The following is a 21,091-nucleotide window of genomic DNA, read 5'->3' as shown; positions in this document are numbered from 1 at the left end:
CCAGCACAGGCCTCGACGACGCCGGCCCGGCCGCGGCCCCGCGCCCGCCCGGCGCTCCGGGCTGAACTTCCCGCCCGCATCGTTTGACCACGACCGCCCGGGCGGCGAGCCTGTGCGGGTGACGACGGACGTCGTCAGCACGGACGCCGGACAACCCCCGACCCGGCACGACCCGAGGAGACCAGGTGCCCGGCGCCACCCCCCGACCCGTGACCCGGGCCGCCGTCGTCGGCGCGGCCGTCTGGACGATCCTGCCGCTGTACTGGCTGGTCGAGGTGGTCGTCGCCTCGCGCGTGACCGCGCCGTTCTCGTTCCTCACCCACACGATCTCCGACCTCGGCGCGTCCACCTGCACGTGGATCCCCTACCGCTGGGACTGGGTCGAGGTCTGCTCGCCGTGGCACCCGCTGATGAACGGGGCGTTCGCGGCGTTCGGCATCCTGCTGGCGACCGGTGCGTGGCTCGTGAGCACCGTGCTGCCGCCGACCCGGCTGCGCGCCCTCACGCGTGCACTGTTCGTGTGCGCGGGAGTCAGCGCGATCGGCACCGCGCTCGTCCCGATCGACACGGTCATCGACCTGCACTCGCTCGTGTCCGTGCCGATCTTCTTCTTCGCACCCGCGGCCACCACGCTGCTCGCGTTCCAGCTCGCGCGCGAGAGCGGTGCGCTGCGCACGGTGGGCGGTCTCGGCGTCGGGATCGGGGTGTTCTGCCTGATCGCCGCGATCGTCACGGTCACCCTGGTGTCGATAGACCAGAACTGGTCGATCCCCGAGCGGCTCACGCTGTGGCCGCTCCCCCTGTGGGCGTCGATGCTCGGCGCCACGCTCCTCCTGACCCGACGCGGGCCGGGCGCCCGGCCCGCGCAGCACAGTCCTGGGACCCCGTCCGAGGTCGGTGCAACCAGCCGCGTCTGAGCCAGCAGCGTCGTCTGAACCTGCACCCTCGTCCGAGCCACGCCGGCCGGGCCTCCGACGCCCCCGTCGCGCCATCGACCGCACCAAGGCCGCCTATCAGGCTCGTCGATAGCTGAGCCACGCCGGACATCATTCCGGCCACTACCGTGGAGACATGGCGCCGCTCGACCTCAACCTGCTGCCGACGCTGCAGGCACTCCTCGAGCTGCGCAACGTCTCCCGCGCTGCCGAGCGCGTCGGGCTCAGTCAGCCGGCGGTCTCCGCGGCTCTGGCCCGCCTCCGGTCCCACTACGACGACGAGCTTCTCGTCCGGGTCGGCCGCACCTACGAGCTCTCGCCCCTCGCCGTCGAGCTCGTTTCCGCCGTCGAGTCCGCCCTCGCGGCCGTCGACCAGGCCGCCCACCCCGCGGGCGGGTTCTACCCCGCCACCACGACGCGCTCGTTCACGATCGCGTGCTCCGACTTCGTCTCCACCCTGCTCGTGCGCCCCCTGCGCCAGGTGCTCGCGGAAGAGGCCCCGGGTGCCGTCATCAACTTCGTCCCCAACACGACCGACGTCACCGACGCCCTGGACCCGACCTCGGTCGACCTCGTCATCTCCCCGACGGGCTACGGAATCGACGGCGAGCGCAAGCTCGTCTTCCGCGACGAGTTCGTCGCCGTCGTCGATGCGCACCACCCGCTGCTCGACCTGCCCGCACCGACCTTGCGGGACGCCGCCGGCTACCCCCATGCCATCGGACGCTTCGGTACCAACGTCGTCACCCCGGCCGACCGACTCTTCGACCTGGTGGGCCTCCGCCCGGAGGTCGTCGCCCAGGTGACTGGGCTGCTCTCGCTGCCGCTGCTGGTCGAGGGAACCGACCTCGTCGCGCTCGTCCCGCGCATGCTGGCCGAGCGCGTCCGGCCGACGGGGCGGATCGCGATCATCGCCCTGCCCGAGGAACACGAGACCGCGCTCGTCGAGGCGATGTTCTGGCACCGGTCGACGACCGACGACGCGGCGAACAGCTGGCTGCGCGGTGTCGTCCAGAGGGCGTGCCGCAGCCTCCAGGTCATCATCGACGACGCCGCACCGCCGGACGCCGTCTTCGCCGTCACCGACCCGCACGATCACTCACCCACGGAGGACCGGTCATGACCGGACGCCTGGCAGGCAGACGCGCCGTCATCACAGGGACGGCCAGCGGGCAGGGCCGAGCAGCGGCCCTGCTCTTCGCGGCCGAAGGTGCGCACGTGATCGGGTGCGACATCGACGCCGAGGGCGACGCCGAGACGACGGCTCTCGTGCGGTCGGCCGGTGGCGAGATGACATCGACGGCGCCGCTCGACCTCACCGACGAGGCGGCGGTCGCGGCGTGGGCCGCGAATGTGGTCACCGACGGCGGAGTGGACATCCTCTACGCGAACGCGGCCGTCACGCGGTTCGGGCCGGTCGCCGACATCACCCTGGACGAGTGGCACTGGAACCACGCCCACGAGGTCGACGTCGTGTTCCTCCCGGTACGCGCGCTCTGGCACCACCTCGCCTCGCGCGGCGGGGCATCCGTTGTGCTCGTCGGCTCGACGGCCGGCATCACGGGGTCGGTGACGAACACGCGCCTGGCGCACACCGCGACCAAGGGCGCCGTAGTTGCGATGACCAGGCAGCTCGCCGCCGAGGGCGCCGCGCACGGCATCCGGGTCAACTGCGTGTCCCCGGGCATGATCGCCACGCCCCAGTCCGCGGGCAACCTGCTCGCGCCGGACCACCCGATGTCCTCCATCGCTCGCGCGATCCCCCTGGGCCGCGTCGGCACGCCCGACGACGTCGCCCCGGTCGCCCTGTTCCTGGCAAGCGAAGAGGCCGGCTACATCACGGGCCAGAACCTCGTCGTCGACGGCGGCTGGTCGTCCGTGCTGCCAGGCTGACGAGAGGGCACGCCGGGCTGACAGCAGGGCACGCCAGCAATCCGGACGACGCCGAGCGAGCTCAGCGCAGGGCGTCGGAAACGACCTTCGCGCCCCCGTGGCCGTGCTGCCCGCCATCGACGGGGATGTCAGTGCCCGTGACGTAGGCGGCGGCGTCGGAGAGTAGGAACGCGACGACGGAGGCGACCTCGGCCGGCAGCCCGGCCCGGCCCAGCGGCGTCATCGTGGTCGACGCCTCCCGGAACGCCGCGGGCGCACCGGAGGTCATCGGGGTGTCGATGAACCCGGGGTGGACGGTGTTAACGCGGATGCCCCGGTCGCCGAGCTCGAGCGCCGCAACCTGGGCCAGGCCGCGCAGCGCCCACTTCGAGACCGTGTAGGCGGTCGTGTAGTGAGCCGTGACGGCGGCGAGCGAGCCGATCTCGACGATCGACGCACCCCGCGGCATGAGCGGGACGAGCGTCTGGATGCCGTGCAGCGACGCGACGACGTTGACGTCGAACAGCTCGCGCAGGTCTCCGGCGTCGACCTCGAGGAGCCGATGCCGACGCGTGAGGCCGGCGTTGTTCACCAGGCCGTCCACGCGCCCGTGCGCGTCCCGCAGCTCCTCGGCGAGCGCCTCCCAGGACGCGCGGTCGGCGACGTCGAGGTGCCGGTAGCCGGGCACCTCGGAGGTCTCGGCGAGGTCCGTGGGCACGACGACGGCGCCCTGGTTCCGCAGCAGCGTCGCCTGGGCGGCGCCGATGCCGCCGAGCGCCCCGGTGACGACGACGACCCGGCCGGCGAGGGGCTCGGGCGAGGCGCCGCGGCCCTGCTGCCCGCCGTCCGCACGGCCGGCGGTGCCCGCACGCGGGTCCGGGACGCTCACGGGGTCCGCCGGTTCCGTGCGGGGATCAGCTGGCTGCCCGCTCGACGAGCGCCCACCCGGTTGACGACCTCCCCGATCCCGTCGACGACGACCCGCACCTCGTCGCCCTCGGTCAGGGGCGGGGGCACCTGCTCGCCGCGGCGGCCCCAGAGCTCGGCCAGGCAGCCGCCGCCGGCCGTGCCCGAGCCGAGGACGTCTCCGGGCACCACGCGGGAGTCCGCGGACGCGTACGTGACGAGTTCGGCGAACGTCCAGCCCATGTGGGCGGTAGTGTCCTCCCCCAGGACCTCGCCATTGATCTCCGCCCGCACGGGCAGATCGTGGAAGCCGTCCGGCCCGACCCGGTCGGCGAGCTCGTCGGCGGTGACGATCCACGGACCCAGGGTGCCGGCGAAGTCCTTGCCCTTGGCCGGCCCGAGCGACACCTTCATCTCCCGGCGCTGCAGGTCGCGCGCGGACCAGTCGTTGAACACGGTGAAACCGAAGATCCTCGTTGCCGCCCGCTCCGGATCGAGCGAGCGGCCGTCGTCGTCGGTCCCGCCGCCGACCACCACGGCGACCTCCGCCTCGAGGTCGAGGACCTCGCACCCCGCGGGCACGGGAATCTCCTCGCCGGTGGCCCGCAGCGTGTGGGGGTTGGTGAAGTAGAAGGTCGGCGCCTCGTACCACTCGGGCACGACGCCACCGTGGCCCATCGCCACGGCGACGCCCTCGACGTGCTGCTCGAAGGCCACGAAGTCGCGCACGCTCGGCGGGTCGAGCGGAGTGCGGAGCTCGACGTGCACCAGCGGGCGGCCCTCCCCGTGCCCGATAGTCGCTGCGGCGACCTTGAGAGTGGCGGCAAGGCCGCGACGCACCAGGTCGAGGGTGGTGCTCCCGTCGCTCAGGGCCCAGACGGTCTCGCCGTCGACGAAGCCGTCGAACGGCTCGTCGCCGTCGGTCCAGCGGGCGAGCTTCACCATGTCGTGCTCATCTCCTGGTCGGTCGTGGGTTCAGTCCCAGCGCAGCGGCGGTGCCGCGCAGAATGCTTTCCGTGTCATCGTCGCTCAGGTGTGCGGCGCGCACGGCTGCCACCGGGTCATCCTCACCCATGTCGAACGGGTGGTCGGAACCGAGCGCCACCCGGTCGGCCCCGACCTGCGCGACGAGCGCCGCGAGCTGGGCCTGGTCGTGCGTCAGCGAGTCGTAGTGGAGCTCGGAGAGGTAGCTGGACGGGGTGCGTGCGCACGTCCGCGCCTCGGGTCGGACGCGCCACGCCCGGTCGGAGCGGCCGATGGCGGTCGGGAGGTAGCCACCGGCGTGCGCGGCGACGAGCGCGAGGCCGGGATGGCGGTCGAGCACGCCCGAGAAGATGAGGTGGGACAGCGCGGTCGCGTTCTCGGCCGGCTGGGCGACGGTGTTCGACAGGTTGTACCGGTCGAGCCTGCTGCCCTGGGGGCTTCCGAACGGGTGCAGGAGGATGACTGCACCTGTCTCGAGCGCGGCCGCCCAGAACGGGTCGAGCGCCGGGTCGGAGAGCTCGACCGTACCGGCGACGTCGGTCTCGCCCTCGGACCGGTCGACCGCGGCTCCGCCACCTGCGGCCCTCGCTCCCGCGGGGGCATCTGCGTCCGCATCCTCGTGCGCGACCGCCGCGCCACCCGCCGAGGGCCGCGGCGCGAAGGAGCCGATCTCCACGCCCCTCAGGCCGTGGTCACGCACGGCTGACCGCAGCACGTCGGCAGCCAGCTTCGGATGCTGGAGCGGGACCAGGCCGAGCCCGAGCAGCCGGTCCGGCGCCTCGGCGACGTGCGCCGCGACCAGGCGGTTGGCCTCCGGGTAGTACTCCCGTGCGGCGTCCTCGCCCAGGAAGTAGGCATAGTGGTTCGGCGAGGCGGAGACGACCTGGACGTCGACGCCGGCCGTGTCCATGTCGGCCAGGCGCCGGGCCACGTCGGTCAGGCGCGGGAGGCGGTCGCCGAGCATCGCCCCGCTCACGGCGATCGACTCCTCCCCCTGGCGCCAGACGTCGAGCGCGCCCTGGCGTGCCGCCGCGGCCGGGTCGAGCCGGGCCGCGAGCGCCGAGAGCTCGGGCAGCAGGACATGCGCGTGGAGGTCGACGACCGGGCCGGCCAGCTGCGCCCCGTGGCTCCCCGTCACGCGGGCTCGCTCACGAGCGCACCGATCTCACCGATGAGGGCGCCCGGGTCGCCGCTGCGGTCGTGGTCGAGCAGCCACTGGCCGAGCTGGGTCGAGGCTTCGACGACCCGCTTCGCGCGGGCGCGTCGCCGCTCGAGGAACTCGGCGAACAGCGCGTCGTCCAGGGTCTCGGTGCCGAGGAGCAGCTCGGCGAGCACGGCGGCGTCCTCGAACGACTGCGCCGCACCCTGGGCGATCGTCGGGGGGCAGGAGTGGGCGGCGTCGCCGATGATCACCACCCGGCCACGGTGCCAGTCGCCTTCGACGAAGTGGGTCGTGAAGGACGTGTAGTTGACGTTCGCCCCGTCGTCGATCGACTCGCGGATCTCCTTCCAGGGGCCGCCGTAGCCGGCGGCGAGCTCGCGCATGATCGCCGGCCCGTCCGCGCCCGTGCGGTCCTGGACGTCCTCGACCAGGTAGGCGTAGCAGGTGTCGTCCGTCGTCGGGCAGTAGCCGGCAATGTAGACCGGACCGCCGTAGACGAGGTCCGTGCGGGTGACCTCGGCCGGGCGCGGGACGAATGCCCGCCAGATGCCCATCCCGGTCCGTCGCGGTTCCTCGGTGATGCCGATGAGGGAGCGCACCGTGGAGTGCAGCCCGTCGGCACCGACGACGAGGGCGTAGCGGCTGGTCGTGCCGTCGGCGAGGTGGACGGTGACGTCCTCACCGTCGTCGTCGAGCCCCTCGACCTGAGCGCCGTACACGAAGCGGGCACCCAGCTCGGCGGCCCGCTCGCGGACGATGCGGGCGAGGTCCGGTCGGTAGATCCCGAGTGTCGAGGGCAGGTCGGGGCCCCCGGTTCGCATGTCGTCCATGACCGTGAGCACGGTGCCGTCCGGGTCGGGGGCCCGGATGCCGAGCTCGGAGAACCCGTAGCCGTGGGACTCGAGCTGTTCCCACACGCCGAGGTCCTTGAGCAGACGCAGGGCGTTGCCCTGCAGGGTCAGGCCGGAGCCGAGCGTGGAGGGCTCGGGGGTGCGTTCGAGGACCTCGACGTCGATTCCGCCGCGGGCGAGGTAGGCGGCGAGGGTGGTGCCGGCGGCCCCGGCCCCGACGATGCCAACGGTGGTGATGGCAGCCATGTCGTGTACTCCTTCGTATGGACGGCTGGGTGGGCGTGTGCGCGCGGTGGCCGGTGCTATCGGATGGCGAGCGGGTTGGTCGGTGAGCCCACGGCGCCGACGATCGGCAGCGTGGGGGCGACGAGCAGGAAGTCGTAGCGCCCGTCGACCGCGCAGGCGGCGGCGAGGCCGTCCGGGGCCCACATCTCCCCCAGGAACAGTCCCATGTGCGGGATGGCGACCTGGTGGAACGGCTGGAACGCGCCGGGCAGCTCCGGCGGCCGGACCTCGGCGCCCCACGTGTCGGTGGCGAGCGCCGACACCTCGCGGGCGTGCACCCAGTCGAGACTGGTGAACGACATGCCGGGCGCGGGGCCTCCGGCGTAGTCGCCCCAGCCGTCGCGGCGCGCTCGCGTGTAGTGGCCGGTCCGGATCATCAGGACGTCGCCGCGCCCGACGGCGGAGCTCTCACCCTGCGCGGCGATCGTCGCCTCGAGGTGGTCGGGAGTGATGGCGAACCCGTCCGGGAGTTCGCCGTCGCTCCCGAGGGCCGCGCCGACGTCGAGCAGGACCCCGCGGGCGACGAACTGCTCCGCGGTGGTCTCGATGCCGGTGACGGAGTCGCCCTCGGAGGTGACGACGGCGGCCGAGCGCCCGTTCCATGCCCGCCCGTGGTCGAAGATGTGGCCGAGTCCGTCCCACTGGGTCGAGCACTGCAGCGGCATGGCGATGACGTCGTCGGCGCCACCGAACCCGTGCGGGAAGCCCTGGTCGCCGTGGACGGCCTCGACGCCGGTGTCGGTCATCGTGTGGACCGGGTTCGTGCGGCGGCGCCACCCCTTCTGCGGGCCCTCGCTCGAGAAGGGTTGGGCGAGCGAGTGCACCTCGCCCGTGCGGACGAGCCCGGCGGCGCGGACGCGGTCGGCGGCGCCCACGTGGTTGAGAGTGCCGAGGCGGTCGTCGTCCCCCCATCGGCCCCAGTTGGACACGCGCGCGGCGGCGGCCACGATCGCCTCGGCGGCCCGGCTCTCGTCCTCGGTGCTCACGACGCCTCCTTCACGATCCGCACGCTCGAGGGGCACGCACCGCACACTCGACGACCGTGGTCATGCGCGGGCCTCGTCTCGGCAGCGGACGACCTGCCGGCCGAGGCCGGTGATTTCGCCCTCCATCACGTCGCCCGGGCGGAGCATCCGCCCCCAGTGGGCGCCGTTACCGGACGGGGACCCGGTGAGCAGCAGGTCGCCCGGCAGAAGGGTCGTGGTCTGCGAGGCGTGCGAGAGCAGCTGGGCGACGGTGAAGATCATGTCGTCCGTACCCTCGTCCTGCATCACCTCCCCGTTGAGCCGGAGCGTGACGCGGAGCGTCTGCGTGTCGCCGACCTGGTCGGCCGGGACCAGGTAGGGCCCGGCGGGCAGGAAGCCCGGTTGGTTCTTGGCCCGGAACCAGTCCGTGCCGATCGCGTCCATGTCCTTGCGGAACACGAGGTTCCGCGTGGTGATGTCGTTGACGATCGTGTAACCGGCGACGTGGTTCAGCGCCTCGTCCACGCTCACGCGGAATGCCGGCCGGCCGATGACAGCGGCGAGCTCGAGCTCCCAGTCGTGCGTGGGATTGCCGGCGGGCAGGACGAGGTCCTCGTGCGGGCCGGCGATGACGGTGGGCAGCCCGAGGAAGAAGTACGGGATGCCGGTCGCGGCCCGCTCGTCCATCATCGCGGCGGTCTCGGCGCGCACCTCCTCCTCGCTCCTGCCGTCGGCGGGGTCGCGGTGCGCGACCCCGAGGTCGATGACGTGCTTGCGGTAGTTGGCGCCGGCCTGGATGACCTGCCGGGGCTCCACCGGCGCGAGGAGCGTCACCTCGTCGACGGTCCGCCAGTGGGCCGAGTCGTCGGCGGCGAGTGCCTCCAGTCGCGGCGTGGCCCCGCCGATGTCCGCGAGGATCGCGTTGAGCGATCCTCCCAGGTCGGCGACGACGTCGTCGGGGAGCTCCCGGATCCGCTCGCCGACGACGAGGGCGAGGCGCGCGCTGCCGTCCGAGCGCAGGCGTGCGAGTGCGAAAACCACGCGTCAGCCCTTGCCGTGCTCGGAGTAGGCGCCGAGGATCGCGGCCTTCATCTCGGGCGAGGCGCCCTCCTCGGTGGCGGTGAGGCCGTCGGCGTCCGGGAACGACTCCGTCATCGACATCGGCATCGAACCGTTCCGGTAGAAGTTGTTCGACCCCTCGGCCGGCAGCCAGGTGTGGGGCTCCCAGTCCGGCACATAGTTGCGGTAGCCACCGGAGTTCAGCTCGACCCGCAGACCGGACGGCTCACGGAAGTAGAGGAAGGACTGCTCCCCGATGCCGTGGATCGAGGGCCCGTACTCGATCGGCGTGCCGCGCTCCATGAGCACGTCGGCGGAGATCAACAGCTCCTCGCGAGTGTCGACCCAGAACGCGATGTGGTTGACCCGGCCCGCCCGGTCCGAGGTGTCGAGCACGACCCCGAGGTCGTGCGACTTCTCGTTGGTCGTGAGGACGGCAAAGACGGTGACCGGCGCCTCGTCGAGGTCGGTGAAGGCCATGGTCCGGAAGCCGAGCGTCTCGCTGTACCAGGCCGTGAAGGCGCGCACGTCCGCCGTCGCGACCGTGACGTGGTCGAGGAACCGCGGCGCGCCCGCGTGGGCCGACCGGCGCTCCGGGCGGTCCGGGTACTGCGAGGCGAGCTCACCCTCCGCCCAGAACCGCTCCGTCTCCCAGAAGAGAGTCATGTCGTGCCCACCGGGGCCCACGAACCGGGCGTTGCGCCCGATGTGCGCGCCGCGGTCGGCCCACGCGACGTCGGTGCCCGTGGCGGCGACCCGACGGCCGGCCTCCTCGAGCGCCTCAGCGGACGTGGTCCGCCAGGCCATCGTCACCAGCGCCGGCTCGGCCCCCGGCGAGATGACGAGGCTGTACCGCTGGTGATCGCCCCAGCAGCGCAGGTACGCCTTCCCGTCGACCTCCTCGATGATCCGCATGCCGAACTTGTCGACGTAGAACGCGGCAGAGGCCGCAACGTCGGGGCTCGCGATCTCCAGGTGCGAGAGGTGAGCGAGGAGCTTCTCCATCGTCGGGTCCTTCCGGGACGGGTGCCGCGGCAACGCCGCGAGGCACGTCGGTGTGCGATGCCCCGAGTGTGGGCGGATCCTTCCCCGACACCAAGCGGTCCCATCCATCCCATTTATTCGTCCGATCGATACTTCGTCGTCGACGATCACCCGGCGGCGAGATCCACGTCTCCTCCGGTCGGCCTACGAGGACGAACCGCGGACCTACATATCCGCGCCGTCGATCCCAGGTATGCGAGCGAGCGATGGGCAGTCGCGCCCGCGCCTGTCACGATCGCCTCCCCTGCACCTGCTCGAAGGAGAGCCAGATGACTGCTCGAACCCCCCGTCGCGCCGCCCTCGCCGGACTGCTGACCGCCACCGCCCTCACGCTCGTCGCCTGCGGCGGTGGTGGGGACGAGTCCGACGACGATGCCTCCGGGGCGGAGGGCGGCTCCGAGGGGGCCGCCGCCTCGGACGAGCTGACCTCGATCAGGGTCGGCGTCCTGCCGATCGCGGACTCCCAGCCGATCCAGGTCGGCATCCAGGAAGGGATCTTCGAGGCGCACGGCCTTGACGTTGAGGTCGTCTCGGGCCAGGGCGGTGGCGCCACGCTGCCCGCCGTCCTGTCCGGCGAGCTGGACTTCGCCGTCGGCAACCCGGTCTCGGTCCTCCTCGCGCAGGCCGAGGGCATCGAGACCCGCATCGTGTCCGGCTGGGTCGACAGCGCGGCGGAGGGCGCCGACGCGTTCGGCCTCGTCGTCTCCGCCGACTCCGACATCGCGGACGCCTCCGACCTGGGCGGCCGCTCGGTCGCCGCCAACACCCTGCTGTCCCAGCCCGAGCTCGCGCTCCGCGAATCCGTGCGGCTGGCGGGCGGCGACCCGGAGGCGGTCGAGCTGGTCGAGATTCCTTTCCCGGATGCCCAGGCTCAGCTGGAGAACGGGCAGGTCGACGCCGCACTGCTGGTCGAGCCGTTCCTCGGGCAGGCCCAGGCGGCCGGACACGAGGTGATCCTCTACCCCTACGTCGAGTCGATCGAGGGCGGCCAGCCCGCCATGCTCAGCTACACGAGCGTGGCGACCACCGAGGAGAATCCGGAGCTCGTCGAGGCGTTCCGGGCGGCCGTCGAAGAGACCATGGCGCTGGTCGGCGAGGACGACCAGCTCGTGCGCGACGTCCTGCCGGACGTCATGGACATCCCCCAGGAAGCGGCGGACAACCTCGTACTCGCCGAGTTCACCTCCGAGCTCAACATCCCGGCCCTCGAGCGGATGGCCGAGCTCATGGCCGAGTTCGGGTTCACGAGCGAGGTCGTCGACGTGATGGCGCTGGTGGTGGAGTGAGCCAGGGCCGCAGCCCGCGCATGACCGACCTCGGCGACGGCGTCTGGGCGTACATCCAGCCCGACGGCGGGTGGATGGTCAACAACATGGCCGTCGTCGAGACGGACCAGGGGCTGGTGAGCGTCGACGTGACGTCGACGGAGCGCCGCACCCGGGACTACCTCGACGCCGTCGCCACGACGACCGGCCACGGCGTCGAGGGACGCCGCGTGGACCTCCTGCTCCTCACGCACGCCCACCCCGACCACTGCACCGGCTCCTCCCTCGTGACCGGCGCCGAGGTCGTCTCCCACGCGGCGACGGCGGCCGCGCTCGAGGCCCCGGTGCACGCCCCGCCGGGCGTGTTCGAGCCGATCACGGTGGGCGACGCCCACGCCGTCGTACCGGGCCGCACGTTCGAGACCGGGCTCACGCTGACCCGGGGCGACGAGCCGATCGAGGTCCGCCACCCCGGCGTCATCGCCCACACCACCGGCGACGCGTACGTGTGGTTCCCCGAGCGCAGCCTGCTGCTGGCCGCCGACCTCGTGTTCGAGGGCGGGACGCCGTTCGCACTGTCGGGCTCGGTCACGGGCTGGCTGACAGCCCTAGACGAGCTGCGCACGCTCGCTGCCACCACGGTGGTGCCGGGGCACGGGGAGATCGCCGGGCGCGATGTGATCGACGACGTCGCGGAGTACCTCGAGCTCGTCCTCGAGGCGGCCGGACGCGGGCTCGCCGCCGGGCTCACGCCGCTGGAGTGCGCACGGGACACCGATCTGGGCAGGTTCGTCGGCCTCATCGACCCCGAACGGATCGCGGGCAACCTGCACGTAGCCTACCGGGACCTCGACGCCACCCACGCGCTCGACCCCGTAGCGGCGTTCCGCGACATGGTCGAGCTCAACGGCGGGCTGCTGGCCACGCGCGCGTAGGTGCGGGGGCGGCCCGGCTGGCGGGCCGTACTTCAGGGCGGGTCCGCGTCGCAGCAAGATCCTGCGCGTGAGCCACTCGGAGCCTCGTATCAGTTCCGATACCATCCGCCCATGGATCAGTCGTCCGGCCCGAACCTCGAGGACGTCCTGCGCTCGGCCTCCCGCCTGCAGGACATCGTTCCCGAGGCCGTCCTGGTCGGTGGCACCGCCTCGGCTCTGCACGCCGGCCACCGGCTGTCGCTGGACCACGACCACGTGATGTCCGACCTCGCGGCGCGCTACGCGGAGATCGTCGAGGCGGTCGAGGCGAGCGAGGGCTGGGTCACCTCCGTCCGCGCGAGCAGCCCACCGCTGACGCTGCTCGGATCGCTCGACGGGATCGAGGCAGGACTCCGCCAGCTCCGCCGCACCCGTCCGCTCGAGGTGGAGGAGGTGAGCGTCGGCGAGGATCGGACGGTCCGGGTTCCCACCCTGCCGGAGATGCTGCGCGTCAAGGCTTACCTCGTCGTCCAGCGCAACGCCGTGCGCGACTACCTCGACACCGTCGCGCTCGCCGCCCGGACCGGCACGGAGGTCGCGGCGCAGGTGCTCGCAGAGATGGACGACTACTACGCGGACCGATCCGGCGAGGACGACTCCGTGCTCACAACGCTCGTCCTCCGGCTCTCCGAGCCGGCACCGCGCGACCGTCGGCTGCGCACCGAGCTCACGCGGTACAAGAACCTCGAGCCTCGCTGGCACGAGTGGTCGGAGGTCGTCCGCGCCTGCGCCGAGCTCGCGGACGCGCTGCTGGAGATCGTCGAGGAGGACGCCACATGACCGCGCACCTCGCACGCCTGGCACGCAACGTCGACGTCGATCCGGACGCACCGTTGGACACGTGGCCCTACGAGGCGCTCGTCGCGATCCTCGACCGCGGCTCGATCCGTGACTGGTCGGCCGTGACTCGCGAGATAGGGCGGGACCCGTGGGGGCCGGTCGCCCGGCAGGTCGAGGACTATCTCGGGTACGAGTCCCCGGCCGGGCTCGCACCGCTGCTCCGACGGGCGATCGCCCGCGCGCGTCGTCGTGCCGAGGAGATCGACCGAGCCGCGGTCGCCGCCCGGGTCAGCGAGCTCGTGACCCGTTCCGGTCTGTCGATGGCCGACTTCGCCACGCGGATCGGGACGTCGAGGAGCAGGCTGTCGACGTACCGCTCGGGCACGGTCTCACCGTCGGCGGCACTCGTGCACCGGATGGAACGCCTGGTCAGCGCCGTGGACCTCAGCTCGCCGGCGGCAGCACCTCCGGCAGCCCGAACCGGGCGAACAGCCGCAGGTCGAAGAAGATGACGATGTGCGAGATGCCCGCGCCCGTCACGTCGAGGACCTGGATGTTGAAGGCGCGGTGCACGCCGTGCTCGTCGGGCAGGTAGAGCCCGAAGGCCGCCTGACCGTTGGCAGCCGTCGGCACGAGGACGTGGTCGCCCGGTCTCTGCGCGGGGCTCTGGGCGTCCACCATCTCGCCGATCGTGCGCGCGCCGCGGAACCAGGCCGGGAAGGGCGGCATCTCGTACACGGCGTCCTCGGTGAGGACGCCGACGAGCGCTGCCATGTCGTTGGCGTGCATCGCCTCGACATACCGCTCGAGCAGGGCGCGCTGCTCGGGCGAGCCGGACTCGACGACGTCGCCCTCGTCGGGCCGGACGCGCTCGAGCTGAGCGCGTGCGCGCTGGAGGGCGCTGTTGACGGCTGCCGGGGTGGTCCCGAGCATCTGCGCCACCTCCGCGGCGGCGAACCCGAGGACCTCGCGCAGGACGAGGACCGCCCGCTGGCGGGAGGGCAGGTGCTGGAGCGCCGCGACGAACGCGAGCCGCACGCTCTGCCGGCGCGTGACCGCGGCGAGCGGGTCGTCCGCGCCGATCGCGCCCGCGAGCATGGCGTCCGGCGCGGGCTCGAGCCACGGCAGCTCGGGCCACTGGACCAGGTCGGCCGACGGGTCGTCGGCGGGTCCGCCGAGGCCGGTGGGCAGCGCCCGGCGACCGCGGTTCTCCAGCGCGCGCAGGGCGGCGGTGGTCGCGATCCGGTAGAGCCAGCTCCGCACCGACGAGCGGCCCTCGAACGACTCGATCCCGCGCCACGCGCGCAGGTACGTCTCCTGCACGGCGTCCTCGGCCTCGTGGATCGACCCGAGCATGCGGTAGGCGTGCGCGAGCAGCTCCGGACGGTAGGAGCGCGTGCGCCGCTCGAACTCCGCGTCCGTGGTCCTCACGCCGCCACCGTACGTGGCCGGCGCAGCAGGACCGCCGACACGGCGGCGCCGAGGATCGCCAGGGCGGCGAGCACGAGGAACGCCACGGCGAACCCGTCGGTGAGGGCTGCGGCGGACGGGACATCCGTCCCGCCGCGCGTCGCGTGCCCGATCGCGACGGCCGAGACCAGCGCCGCACCCATCGTCGTGCCGACGGCGAAGGGCGTCTCCTCGACGCCGGCCGCCAGTCCGGCGTCGTGCTCGGGAACGTCGGCGAGCGCCGGGATCTGGCCGGCGACGAACGCGGCGCCCATGCCGACGCCGAACACGATAAGCCCTGCCAGCAGGTCCTCGGCCATCGTGCCGCCGGGGCGCAGCCGGCTCAGCAGGAGGCCGGCCACGGCCATCAGGGTCAGCCCGGCGCCGGCCACGGCCCGGAACCCGAACCGGGTGACGAGCTGCTGACCCGCCAGGACCGCGACGACCGAGGTGACGGTCATGGTCCCCATCGTCAGGCCGAACTGCAGAGCCGAGAGGCCGAGGACGTGCTGGGCGTAGAGGGTCACCAGGATGAGCAGCCCGTCGACGGCGATCCCCGCGAGCAGGATGACGAGGTTGCCGCCGACGAGAGTCCGTGAGCGGAAGATGCGCATCGGGACCAGCGGTGCCGGGCTCCGCCGTTCGACGACGACGAACAGGCCGGCCACGACCACTCCGGCGGCCCCGAGCGCAGCGACGAGCGGGTCGATGCCGTGTGCGGCCACGCGGAAGAGGGCGAGCAGGACGGCGACGAGCGCGGCGGTGGCCGTCACCGCGCCGGGGACGTCGAGCCGCTGCCGTGACCGGGCCCCCTCCGGGGGGGCAGCGCCGGGCCCACGAGCAGCACCACCAGGCACACCGGGACGTTGGTGAAGAAGATCCAGGGCCACCCCGCCCAGTCGGTCAGCGTACCGCCGAGCAGCAGGCCGACGGACGCCCCCGTGCCGCCGAGCCCGCCCCAGATGCCCAGCGCCCGGTGGCGCTCCGGCCCCTCGGGGAACACCGCCATGAGGATCGACAGACCGGCCGGCGTCAGCACCGCCGCGCCGACGCCCTGCACCACCCGACCGAGGACGAGCAGCCCGCTCGTCGGTGCCAGGCCGCACAGGAGCGACGCGCCCGCGTAGAGCGCGACCGCTGCCAGGAACACCCGGCGCCGGCCGAGATGGTCGGCCAGCCGGCCGCCGAGGATCAGGAGCCCGCCGATCGAGACCCCGTAGGCCGTGATTACCCACTGCGCCTCGGCCGGCTCGAACCCCAGGTCGACCGCGATCTCGGGCAACGCCGCGTACACGCTCGTCGAGTCGAGCACGCCCATGAACATCGCCGTGCACACGATCGCCAGCACCCAGCCCCGGCGCACGGGGGTCGTCGGCCGGGTGGCGCTCGGACTCGGACTCGGACTCGGACTCGAGCTCGGACCTGGACTCGCACTCGCTCGCTCGATCGCCACGATGCCCCCTCTCTCGCCCGCCGGGGCCACCCGGACCGTCCGGGCGCAGGCGGGCTCACAGGGGTAGATACCTGGCGCAGGCAGAACTCATCGGTGGGCGCATGCCCGGTCCACGAGTTCGACACGCCCCCCGGCGCGGACCGCGGACCTCCGAGGACCGGCGACCAGGCCCACCGCACCGATGTCGAGAATCCGTGACCGGTTCCGTCCCAGGGGTGCACGCGACCACACTGGGTCGCACCCACCGGAGGAGTCCGTCATGGCCAAGTACCTCATGCTCAAGCACTACCGCGGGGCCCCCACGGCGCCGAACGACGCGCCCATGAACGAGTGGTCCGAGGCGGAGATGGACGCACACTTCGCCTACATGGACGCCTTCGTCGGCCGGCTGCGGGACTCCGGCGAGCTCGTCGACAGCCAGGCGCTGTCCCCCGAGGGCTCGTGGGTCCGGTTCGACGGCGAGGGGCGCCCGCCGGTCACCGACGGTCCGTTCGCCGAGACCAAGGACCTCGTGGCCGGATGGGTGATCATCGACGTCGACACCCACGACCGGGCGCTCGAGCTGGCCGCCGAGCTCTCGGCCGCCCCCGGCAAGGACGGCAGGCCCATCGGCGAGTGGCTCGAGCTGCGCCCGTTCCTCTCCCCCGCCGTCACCTCCACGGAGGCGGCCGACATCATCGACCGCGAACGCCGCTGAATGTCCGAGACGGTCGCGCCGGACGAGGACCTGCTGCGGCGGCTCACACCCGTCGTCCTGCGGATCCTCGTCCGGCGCGGCGCCGACTTCGCCTCAGCGGAGGACGCCGTCCAGGAGGCGCTGCTCGAGGCGTGGCGCGCCTGGCCGGCCTCGGCGCCCCAGGACCCGAAGGGCTGGCTCGTCACCGTGGCGTGGCGGAAGTTCCTCGACGCCACACGCGCCGAGTCCGCGCGCCGGAAACGCGAGGAGGTGGTGCACGCCGCCCCGCCCGCCGGGCGCGCCGCCGAGGCCGACGACTCGTTGTGGCTGTACTTCCTGTGCGCGCACCCCTCGCTCACGCCGTCCTCGGCGGTCGCGCTCACCCTGCGGGCGGTCGGTGGCCTCACCACGCGGCAGATCGCCGAGGCCTACCTCGTGCCCGAGTCGACGATGGCGCAGCGCATCAGCCGCGCGAAGCGCACGGTGGCAGACGTCCGGCTGGGCGAGACGGGGTCCGTGACGACAGTGCTGCGCACCCTCTACCTCGTCTTCAACGAGGGGTACGCGGGCGACGTCGACCTGGCCTCCGAGGCCCTCCGCCTCACGCGTGGGCTCGCCGCCGCGGTCCGGCACCCCGAGGTCGACGGGCTGCTCGCGCTCATGCTGCTGCACCTCGCCCGGCGCCCGGCCAGGTTCGGCAGGGACGGGCGCCTCGTGCCGCTGACGGAGCAGGACCGCTCGCTGTGGGACACCCGCGCCATCGCGGAGGGCGTCGCGATCCTGCAGGCCGCCCTCGCCCGCGACGAGCTCGGCGAGTACCAGGCGCAGGCGGCGATCGCCGCGCTGCACGCGGACGCGCCTGCCGCGAGCGAGACCGACTGGGTACAGATCGTCGAGTGGTACGACGAGCTCGTGCGGCTCACGGACAGCCCGGTGGCACGGCTCAACCGGGCGGTGGCCGTCGGCGAGGCGGACGGCGCGCGGGCCGGCCTGGCCGCGCTGGCCGAGCTCGACGAGTCGCTGCCCCGCCACGCGGCGGTCGCCGCGCACCTCACCGAGAAGGACGGGGACCGGGCGGGCGCGGCCCGGCTGTACGCGCTGGCGGCCGACCGCGCGACGAGCATCCCCGAGCGCGACCACCTGATCCGCCGGGCCGCCCGCCTGGGCGCCGGCGGCTGAGCCGCGTCACAGGCTCGAGCAGTACTCCTCGGCGGCGCGCATCCCCTCGTCCACGCCGTCGGCGTCGATCCTCGTCAGCGAGGTGTGCACCGACTGTGCGGCCTCGGACAGCTCCTCGTGCCCGGGCATCTCCCAGCCGTGCGAGGCCCCCAGGAGGCCGGTGAAACCGGACATCTGCGCCATGAGCAGGCCCTCCTCGCTGCCGGCGCGCGCCCCGACCTGCAGCCAGTCCTCGGCGGGTCGGTCGTCCTCGCTCACCGCACCGACGAGTGCGCAGGAGAGCTCGAGCCGCGCCTCCTCGGACAGGTCGGGGTCGTCGTCGGCGAAGCCGTGCTCCTCGCACGCGTCGACCACGGACGCGAGCCCGTCGTCGAGGAGGTCGAGCTCGGCCTGCAGCGTCGCCGTGTAGACGCGCTGGCCGTGCTCCATGAGCTCCTCGTACCCCTCGAGCGGCGAGGCCGTCGTCGCGCCGAGGAGGCCGTTGGCGCCGCCGGAGAGGAGAAACTCCTCAGCGGTGCCCGGGCCGACGGGTTCGCCCCACTGCTCCGCCGGCGTGCTGTGCGCCGCCGCGGCGAACCCGCAGGCGTGGCGCGCCAGCCCGTCCGCGTCGATCTCCGGCTCGTCCTCGACCCCGCACCCTGCGACCGCGAGGAGCGCCGCGGCGACGATCGTCGTCAGAGCCAGACCCCTGTTCAACGTCGACATCGTCGTCCGCACCATGACACCTCTCCGCAGGGAGCGGCCGTCGGGTCGGGCACGGCCGCGCACGTGGTCTCCGAGCGTAGGTGATCGGGCCGCAACCGCTCCGACCCCGGCTGTCGCTGCTCCGCCTCCGTCACCCACGGTCGGCGACGCCGACTCGCACGGCCTGCGACAACCTGCGGCCCACGGGGACGCGAGCGCACCGGTGGCCCGGGCCCAGGACCGTCAGGTCGAGGGGACCGGGCCACCGGTGTCGCGGCGTTCGTTGCGCCGGGTCGCCGACCCGCGTCGGTCCAGCGGGGCGGTGCGCCGAGCCGAGCGGTCAGTTGACCCGACGGGCCGTGTCAGTCCGCCGAGTCGGCCGACCAGCCCGAGTCCGCCGACCAGCCCGACTGGGCCGAGACACCCGACGGGGCCGACCAGCCCGAGTCGGCCGAGTGGTTCGGCGCGGGAGCCGGTGCCGGCGCGGGAGCCGGTGCCGGCGCGGGCGCGGGAGCTGGCGCCGGAGCAGGAGCCGGCGCGGGTGCCTGCGTGCGCGGGGCCGGGGCCGCGCTCGGCGCCGACGGCGCGGAGGCCGGGCTCGCCGGGGAGGCGGGCGACTGGGGCGAGACGGGCGACGGCGCGGAGACCGGCGACTGCGCCGACACCGGCGAGTCGGTCGACGGTGCGCTGGGCGTCTGGTCCGCCGACGTCGCGGTGACGGCCGAGGTATTCGTCCGCGGGTCCGACGGGTCGACGGCGGCGGGCGCCGAGGCGGCGGAGAGCATCGGGGTCGACAGCTGCGGGAGCACCCGCAGCTCGCGGCCGTCCCCGTTCGAGCTCGCGGCGTCGGAGCCGGGCTCGGAGGGCGACTCGCCGTCGGCGATGGCCACCGAGCTGCCGGCGACGATCGCGGCGACGGCCAGCGTCCCGGTGGTGATCCACATCTTCTTGCTCATGGCGTGTCCTCTCGTGGCCCGCTGGGGCCGTTCCTGGGAGGTCCGGGGGCCGTCCTCCTCGATGACCACCACGATGCCCGGGCTTTCTGTGAGGGCGAGGACAAACAGATGAAACCCCTGTCATGGCCGGGATACCCGTCATGCTGCGACGTCGGCCCGGCGCCCACCGCCCCCGCGTACCGTACCGACATGCCTACGTGGGACGCCGAGCCGGGGGTGGTACGCCTCCCGGACGGTCGCACGGTGCGCGGCACCGGTCGGAGAGTGGCCCGCGACGACGCCTCGCCGCCCGACCACGCCGTCTACCTGCTGGCCCGCGACCCGCAGGAGACCGGCTGGCCGAACCGCTGCGTCCGGTGGCGTGACTTCTCGTTACCCGCCTCCACCGAGGATGCCCTGGACGCGCTGCGGGACGCCCACGCGAGAGCCGCCGACGAGCGGGTGGAGATCGCCTGCCACGGAGGAACGGGCAGGACCGGAACCGCGCTCGCGGTCCTCGCCGTCATGAGCGGGGTCCCGGCCGAGGACGCGGTCGGGTGGGTCCGCTCCGCCTACCGGCCGCGCGCCGTCGAGACCCGGCGGCAGCGCGAGTGGATCCGGGCCGTCGCCGCCCGGCTGACCTGAGCCGGGGACGTCCAGGGCCCGACCAGGGAGCAACCGACCGCGGCCAGACACCCGCCCGGCGTGCGCCCGGTTCGGTCAGAGGGTCGCGCAGTACTCCGCGCCGGCGGCGGCGCCCTCGTCGACCGCCTCGGTGTCGAGCCGCATCAGGCCCTCGACCACGCTGGTCGACGCCTCCGAGAGCGGCTCGTGGCCGGGCATCGTCCACGCGTTGAGTCCACCGCCGAGCCCGGAGAACCCTCCGGCGCGGGCCATGATCAGGCTCTCGGCGCTGCCCGCCGGCGCCTGGATCTCGAGCCACTCCTCGGCCGGCCGATCGTCGCCGTCCACCGACGTGACGAGCGCGCACGCCTGGGCGAGGCGCCCTTCCTCGGTGACGTCGGGGTCCCCCTCGGGCAGATCGTGCCCCTCGCACGCGGTCACGAGGTCGTCGAGGCTCTGCTGCAGGCTCTCCAGGTCGATCCTCTGCAGGCTCTGCATCATGGTGGTCGCCGGCTCGAGCAGGTCCTCGTAGCCCTCGAGCGGTGAGTTGGTGGTCGCTCCCAGCAGTCCGGCCGCCCCGCCGGCCGCAATGAGCTCGGGAGCGGTGTCCGGCCCGATGTACCCCTCGATCTCCTCCATCGGCGTGCCGGCGGCGGCGTCGACGGCAAGCGCGCACGCGTAGGAGGCGAGACCGTCGGCGTCGAGCTGGGGCCCGACCGCGTCCGCACCCGAGCCCGAGCACCCGGCTGCCGCGAGCAGCGCGAGCACTCCGGTGGCCGCCGTCATGATCCTCGTGGTCCTGCGCGTCATGGTTCCCTCTCCGTCGCGGGACGGCACCCGTCGCCGACCACCCCACACGGTAGGGCCCCGCCGCCGGCCGAGGGCCGCCCCGGTCGGAGACCTCTGCCCGGGGCGGCCCACCCGCGGCGCGCGTCCCCGCGTCCCGTGCCCGCACCGCGCGACCCGCACCCCGCACCGCGCGACCCGCACCCCGCACCGCGCACGCCCC

23 protein-coding genes are annotated in these 21,091 nt (G+C 73.4%); 10 read left to right on the top strand and 13 right to left on the bottom strand.

The features are described from left to right. Nucleotides 1-185 precede the first annotated feature (185 nt). The 3 genes from ACPYO4_RS14460 (at nucleotide 186) to ACPYO4_RS14450 (ending at nucleotide 2,828) form a co-directional block, all read left to right on the top strand. Complete coding sequence (locus ACPYO4_RS14460; protein ID WP_425709956.1) at nucleotides 186-917, top strand: DUF998 domain-containing protein; 732 nt, start codon at nucleotides 186-188, stop codon at nucleotides 915-917. A gap of 154 nt (nucleotides 918-1,071) precedes the next feature. Then, nucleotides 1,072-2,058 (top strand): LysR family transcriptional regulator, encoded by a 987-nt coding sequence (locus ACPYO4_RS14455; RefSeq protein WP_425709955.1) that lies wholly within the window; start codon nucleotides 1,072-1,074, stop codon nucleotides 2,056-2,058. After that, nucleotides 2,055-2,828 (top strand): SDR family NAD(P)-dependent oxidoreductase, encoded by a 774-nt coding sequence (locus ACPYO4_RS14450; protein ID WP_425709954.1) that lies wholly within the window; start codon nucleotides 2,055-2,057, stop codon nucleotides 2,826-2,828. The genes ACPYO4_RS14455 and ACPYO4_RS14450 overlap by 4 nt, the downstream gene beginning before the upstream one ends. 61 nt (nucleotides 2,829-2,889) lie before the next feature. On the opposite strand, the gene ACPYO4_RS14445 is transcribed toward ACPYO4_RS14450, so the two are convergent. The 7 genes from ACPYO4_RS14445 to ACPYO4_RS14415 are packed head-to-tail and all read right to left on the bottom strand — an operon-like array spanning nucleotide 2,890 to nucleotide 10,024. Next, nucleotides 2,890-3,696, bottom strand: a complete 807-nt coding sequence (locus ACPYO4_RS14445) for an SDR family NAD(P)-dependent oxidoreductase (protein ID WP_425709953.1) — start codon at nucleotides 3,694-3,696, stop codon at nucleotides 2,890-2,892. Next, nucleotides 3,693-4,658 carry a fumarylacetoacetate hydrolase family protein gene (locus ACPYO4_RS14440; RefSeq protein WP_425709952.1) on the bottom strand — a complete coding sequence of 322 codons (966 nt, stop codon included), beginning with the start codon at nucleotides 4,656-4,658 and terminating at the stop codon, nucleotides 3,693-3,695. The genes ACPYO4_RS14445 and ACPYO4_RS14440 overlap by 4 nt, the downstream gene beginning before the upstream one ends. A gap of 7 nt (nucleotides 4,659-4,665) precedes the next feature. Continuing rightward, nucleotides 4,666-5,835, bottom strand: a complete 1,170-nt coding sequence (locus ACPYO4_RS14435; RefSeq protein WP_425709951.1) for an amidohydrolase family protein — start codon at nucleotides 5,833-5,835, stop codon at nucleotides 4,666-4,668. Next, nucleotides 5,832-6,956, bottom strand: a complete 1,125-nt coding sequence (locus ACPYO4_RS14430) for an FAD-dependent monooxygenase (protein WP_425709950.1) — start codon at nucleotides 6,954-6,956, stop codon at nucleotides 5,832-5,834. Before ACPYO4_RS14430 ends, ACPYO4_RS14435 begins: the two co-directional genes overlap by 4 nt. Nucleotides 6,957-7,012: 56 nt before the next feature. Beyond that, complete coding sequence (locus tag ACPYO4_RS14425; RefSeq protein WP_425709949.1) at nucleotides 7,013-7,981, bottom strand: cyclase family protein; 969 nt, start codon at nucleotides 7,979-7,981, stop codon at nucleotides 7,013-7,015. Between the two features lie 60 nt (nucleotides 7,982-8,041). Beyond that, entirely contained in the window at nucleotides 8,042-9,001 is a 960-nt protein-coding gene (locus tag ACPYO4_RS14420; RefSeq protein WP_425709948.1) for a fumarylacetoacetate hydrolase family protein, read from the bottom strand. A gap of 3 nt (nucleotides 9,002-9,004) precedes the next feature. Continuing rightward, a complete protein-coding gene (locus tag ACPYO4_RS14415) occupies nucleotides 9,005-10,024 on the bottom strand; it encodes a VOC family protein (RefSeq protein ID WP_425709947.1) in 1,020 nt (339 codons plus the stop codon). Nucleotides 10,025-10,332: 308 nt separating this feature from the next. Here ACPYO4_RS14415 and ACPYO4_RS14410 point away from each other — a divergent pair, with 308 nt between their 5' ends. From ACPYO4_RS14410 to ACPYO4_RS14395, 4 genes are all read left to right on the top strand, one after another. After that, complete coding sequence (locus ACPYO4_RS14410; RefSeq protein ID WP_425709946.1) at nucleotides 10,333-11,349, top strand: ABC transporter substrate-binding protein; 1,017 nt, start codon at nucleotides 10,333-10,335, stop codon at nucleotides 11,347-11,349. Next, nucleotides 11,346-12,263 (top strand): MBL fold metallo-hydrolase, encoded by a 918-nt coding sequence (locus ACPYO4_RS14405; protein WP_425709945.1) that lies wholly within the window; start codon nucleotides 11,346-11,348, stop codon nucleotides 12,261-12,263. The genes ACPYO4_RS14410 and ACPYO4_RS14405 overlap by 4 nt, the downstream gene beginning before the upstream one ends. 111 nt (nucleotides 12,264-12,374) lie before the next feature. Continuing rightward, nucleotides 12,375-13,082, top strand: coding sequence for a hypothetical protein (locus tag ACPYO4_RS14400; protein WP_425709944.1), 708 nt, complete (start codon nucleotides 12,375-12,377; stop codon nucleotides 13,080-13,082). Next, on the top strand, nucleotides 13,079-13,594 hold the full coding sequence (locus ACPYO4_RS14395) for a helix-turn-helix domain-containing protein (RefSeq protein ID WP_425709943.1): 516 nt from the start codon (nucleotides 13,079-13,081) through the stop codon (nucleotides 13,592-13,594). Before ACPYO4_RS14400 ends, ACPYO4_RS14395 begins: the two co-directional genes overlap by 4 nt. On the opposite strand, the gene ACPYO4_RS14390 is transcribed toward ACPYO4_RS14395, so the two are convergent. Genes ACPYO4_RS14390 through ACPYO4_RS14380 form a run of 3 tightly spaced genes read right to left on the bottom strand, consistent with a single transcriptional unit; the run spans nucleotide 13,527 to nucleotide 15,894 of the window. Beyond that, a complete protein-coding gene (locus tag ACPYO4_RS14390; RefSeq protein ID WP_425709942.1) occupies nucleotides 13,527-14,513 on the bottom strand; it encodes a sigma-70 family RNA polymerase sigma factor in 987 nt (328 codons plus the stop codon). The two genes, ACPYO4_RS14395 and ACPYO4_RS14390, sit on opposite strands and share 68 nt — an antisense overlap. Continuing rightward, complete coding sequence (locus ACPYO4_RS14385; RefSeq protein WP_425709941.1) at nucleotides 14,510-15,304, bottom strand: MFS transporter; 795 nt, start codon at nucleotides 15,302-15,304, stop codon at nucleotides 14,510-14,512. The genes ACPYO4_RS14390 and ACPYO4_RS14385 overlap by 4 nt, the downstream gene beginning before the upstream one ends. Continuing rightward, entirely contained in the window at nucleotides 15,301-15,894 is a 594-nt protein-coding gene (locus ACPYO4_RS14380; protein ID WP_425709940.1) for an MFS transporter, read from the bottom strand. Before ACPYO4_RS14380 ends, ACPYO4_RS14385 begins: the two co-directional genes overlap by 4 nt. A gap of 349 nt (nucleotides 15,895-16,243) precedes the next feature. Here ACPYO4_RS14380 and ACPYO4_RS14375 point away from each other — a divergent pair, with 349 nt between their 5' ends. Then, nucleotides 16,244-16,681 (top strand): YciI family protein, encoded by a 438-nt coding sequence (locus ACPYO4_RS14375; protein ID WP_425709939.1) that lies wholly within the window; start codon nucleotides 16,244-16,246, stop codon nucleotides 16,679-16,681. Then, on the top strand, nucleotides 16,682-17,839 hold the full coding sequence (locus ACPYO4_RS14370) for an RNA polymerase sigma factor (RefSeq protein ID WP_425709938.1): 1,158 nt from the start codon (nucleotides 16,682-16,684) through the stop codon (nucleotides 17,837-17,839). It begins immediately after the preceding gene. A 6-nt stretch (nucleotides 17,840-17,845) separates the two neighbouring features. Here the strand turns inward: ACPYO4_RS14370 and ACPYO4_RS14365 are convergent, their stop codons facing one another. After that, a complete protein-coding gene (locus ACPYO4_RS14365) occupies nucleotides 17,846-18,535 on the bottom strand; it encodes a hypothetical protein (protein ID WP_425709937.1) in 690 nt (229 codons plus the stop codon). Nucleotides 18,536-18,885: 350 nt separating this feature from the next. Beyond that, nucleotides 18,886-19,479: a hypothetical protein gene (locus ACPYO4_RS14360; RefSeq protein WP_425709936.1), complete on the bottom strand. Its 594-nt coding sequence runs from the start codon at nucleotides 19,477-19,479 to the stop codon at nucleotides 18,886-18,888. 189 nt (nucleotides 19,480-19,668) lie between these two features. Here ACPYO4_RS14360 and ACPYO4_RS14355 point away from each other — a divergent pair, with 189 nt between their 5' ends. Continuing rightward, nucleotides 19,669-20,103, top strand: a complete 435-nt coding sequence (locus ACPYO4_RS14355; RefSeq protein WP_425709935.1) for a protein-tyrosine phosphatase family protein — start codon at nucleotides 19,669-19,671, stop codon at nucleotides 20,101-20,103. A 75-nt stretch (nucleotides 20,104-20,178) separates the two neighbouring features. On the opposite strand, the gene ACPYO4_RS14350 is transcribed toward ACPYO4_RS14355, so the two are convergent. Beyond that, nucleotides 20,179-20,892, bottom strand: coding sequence for a hypothetical protein (locus ACPYO4_RS14350; protein ID WP_425709934.1), 714 nt, complete (start codon nucleotides 20,890-20,892; stop codon nucleotides 20,179-20,181). Between the last annotated feature and the right edge of the window lie 199 nt (nucleotides 20,893-21,091).

The organism is Georgenia sp. Z1491 (genome assembly GCF_049856175.1).
Classification (GTDB): domain Bacteria; phylum Actinomycetota; class Actinomycetes; order Actinomycetales; family Actinomycetaceae; genus JB111.
Note: the sequence above shows the minus strand (reverse complement) of the source record. Positions and strands in the feature narration are given on the sequence as shown.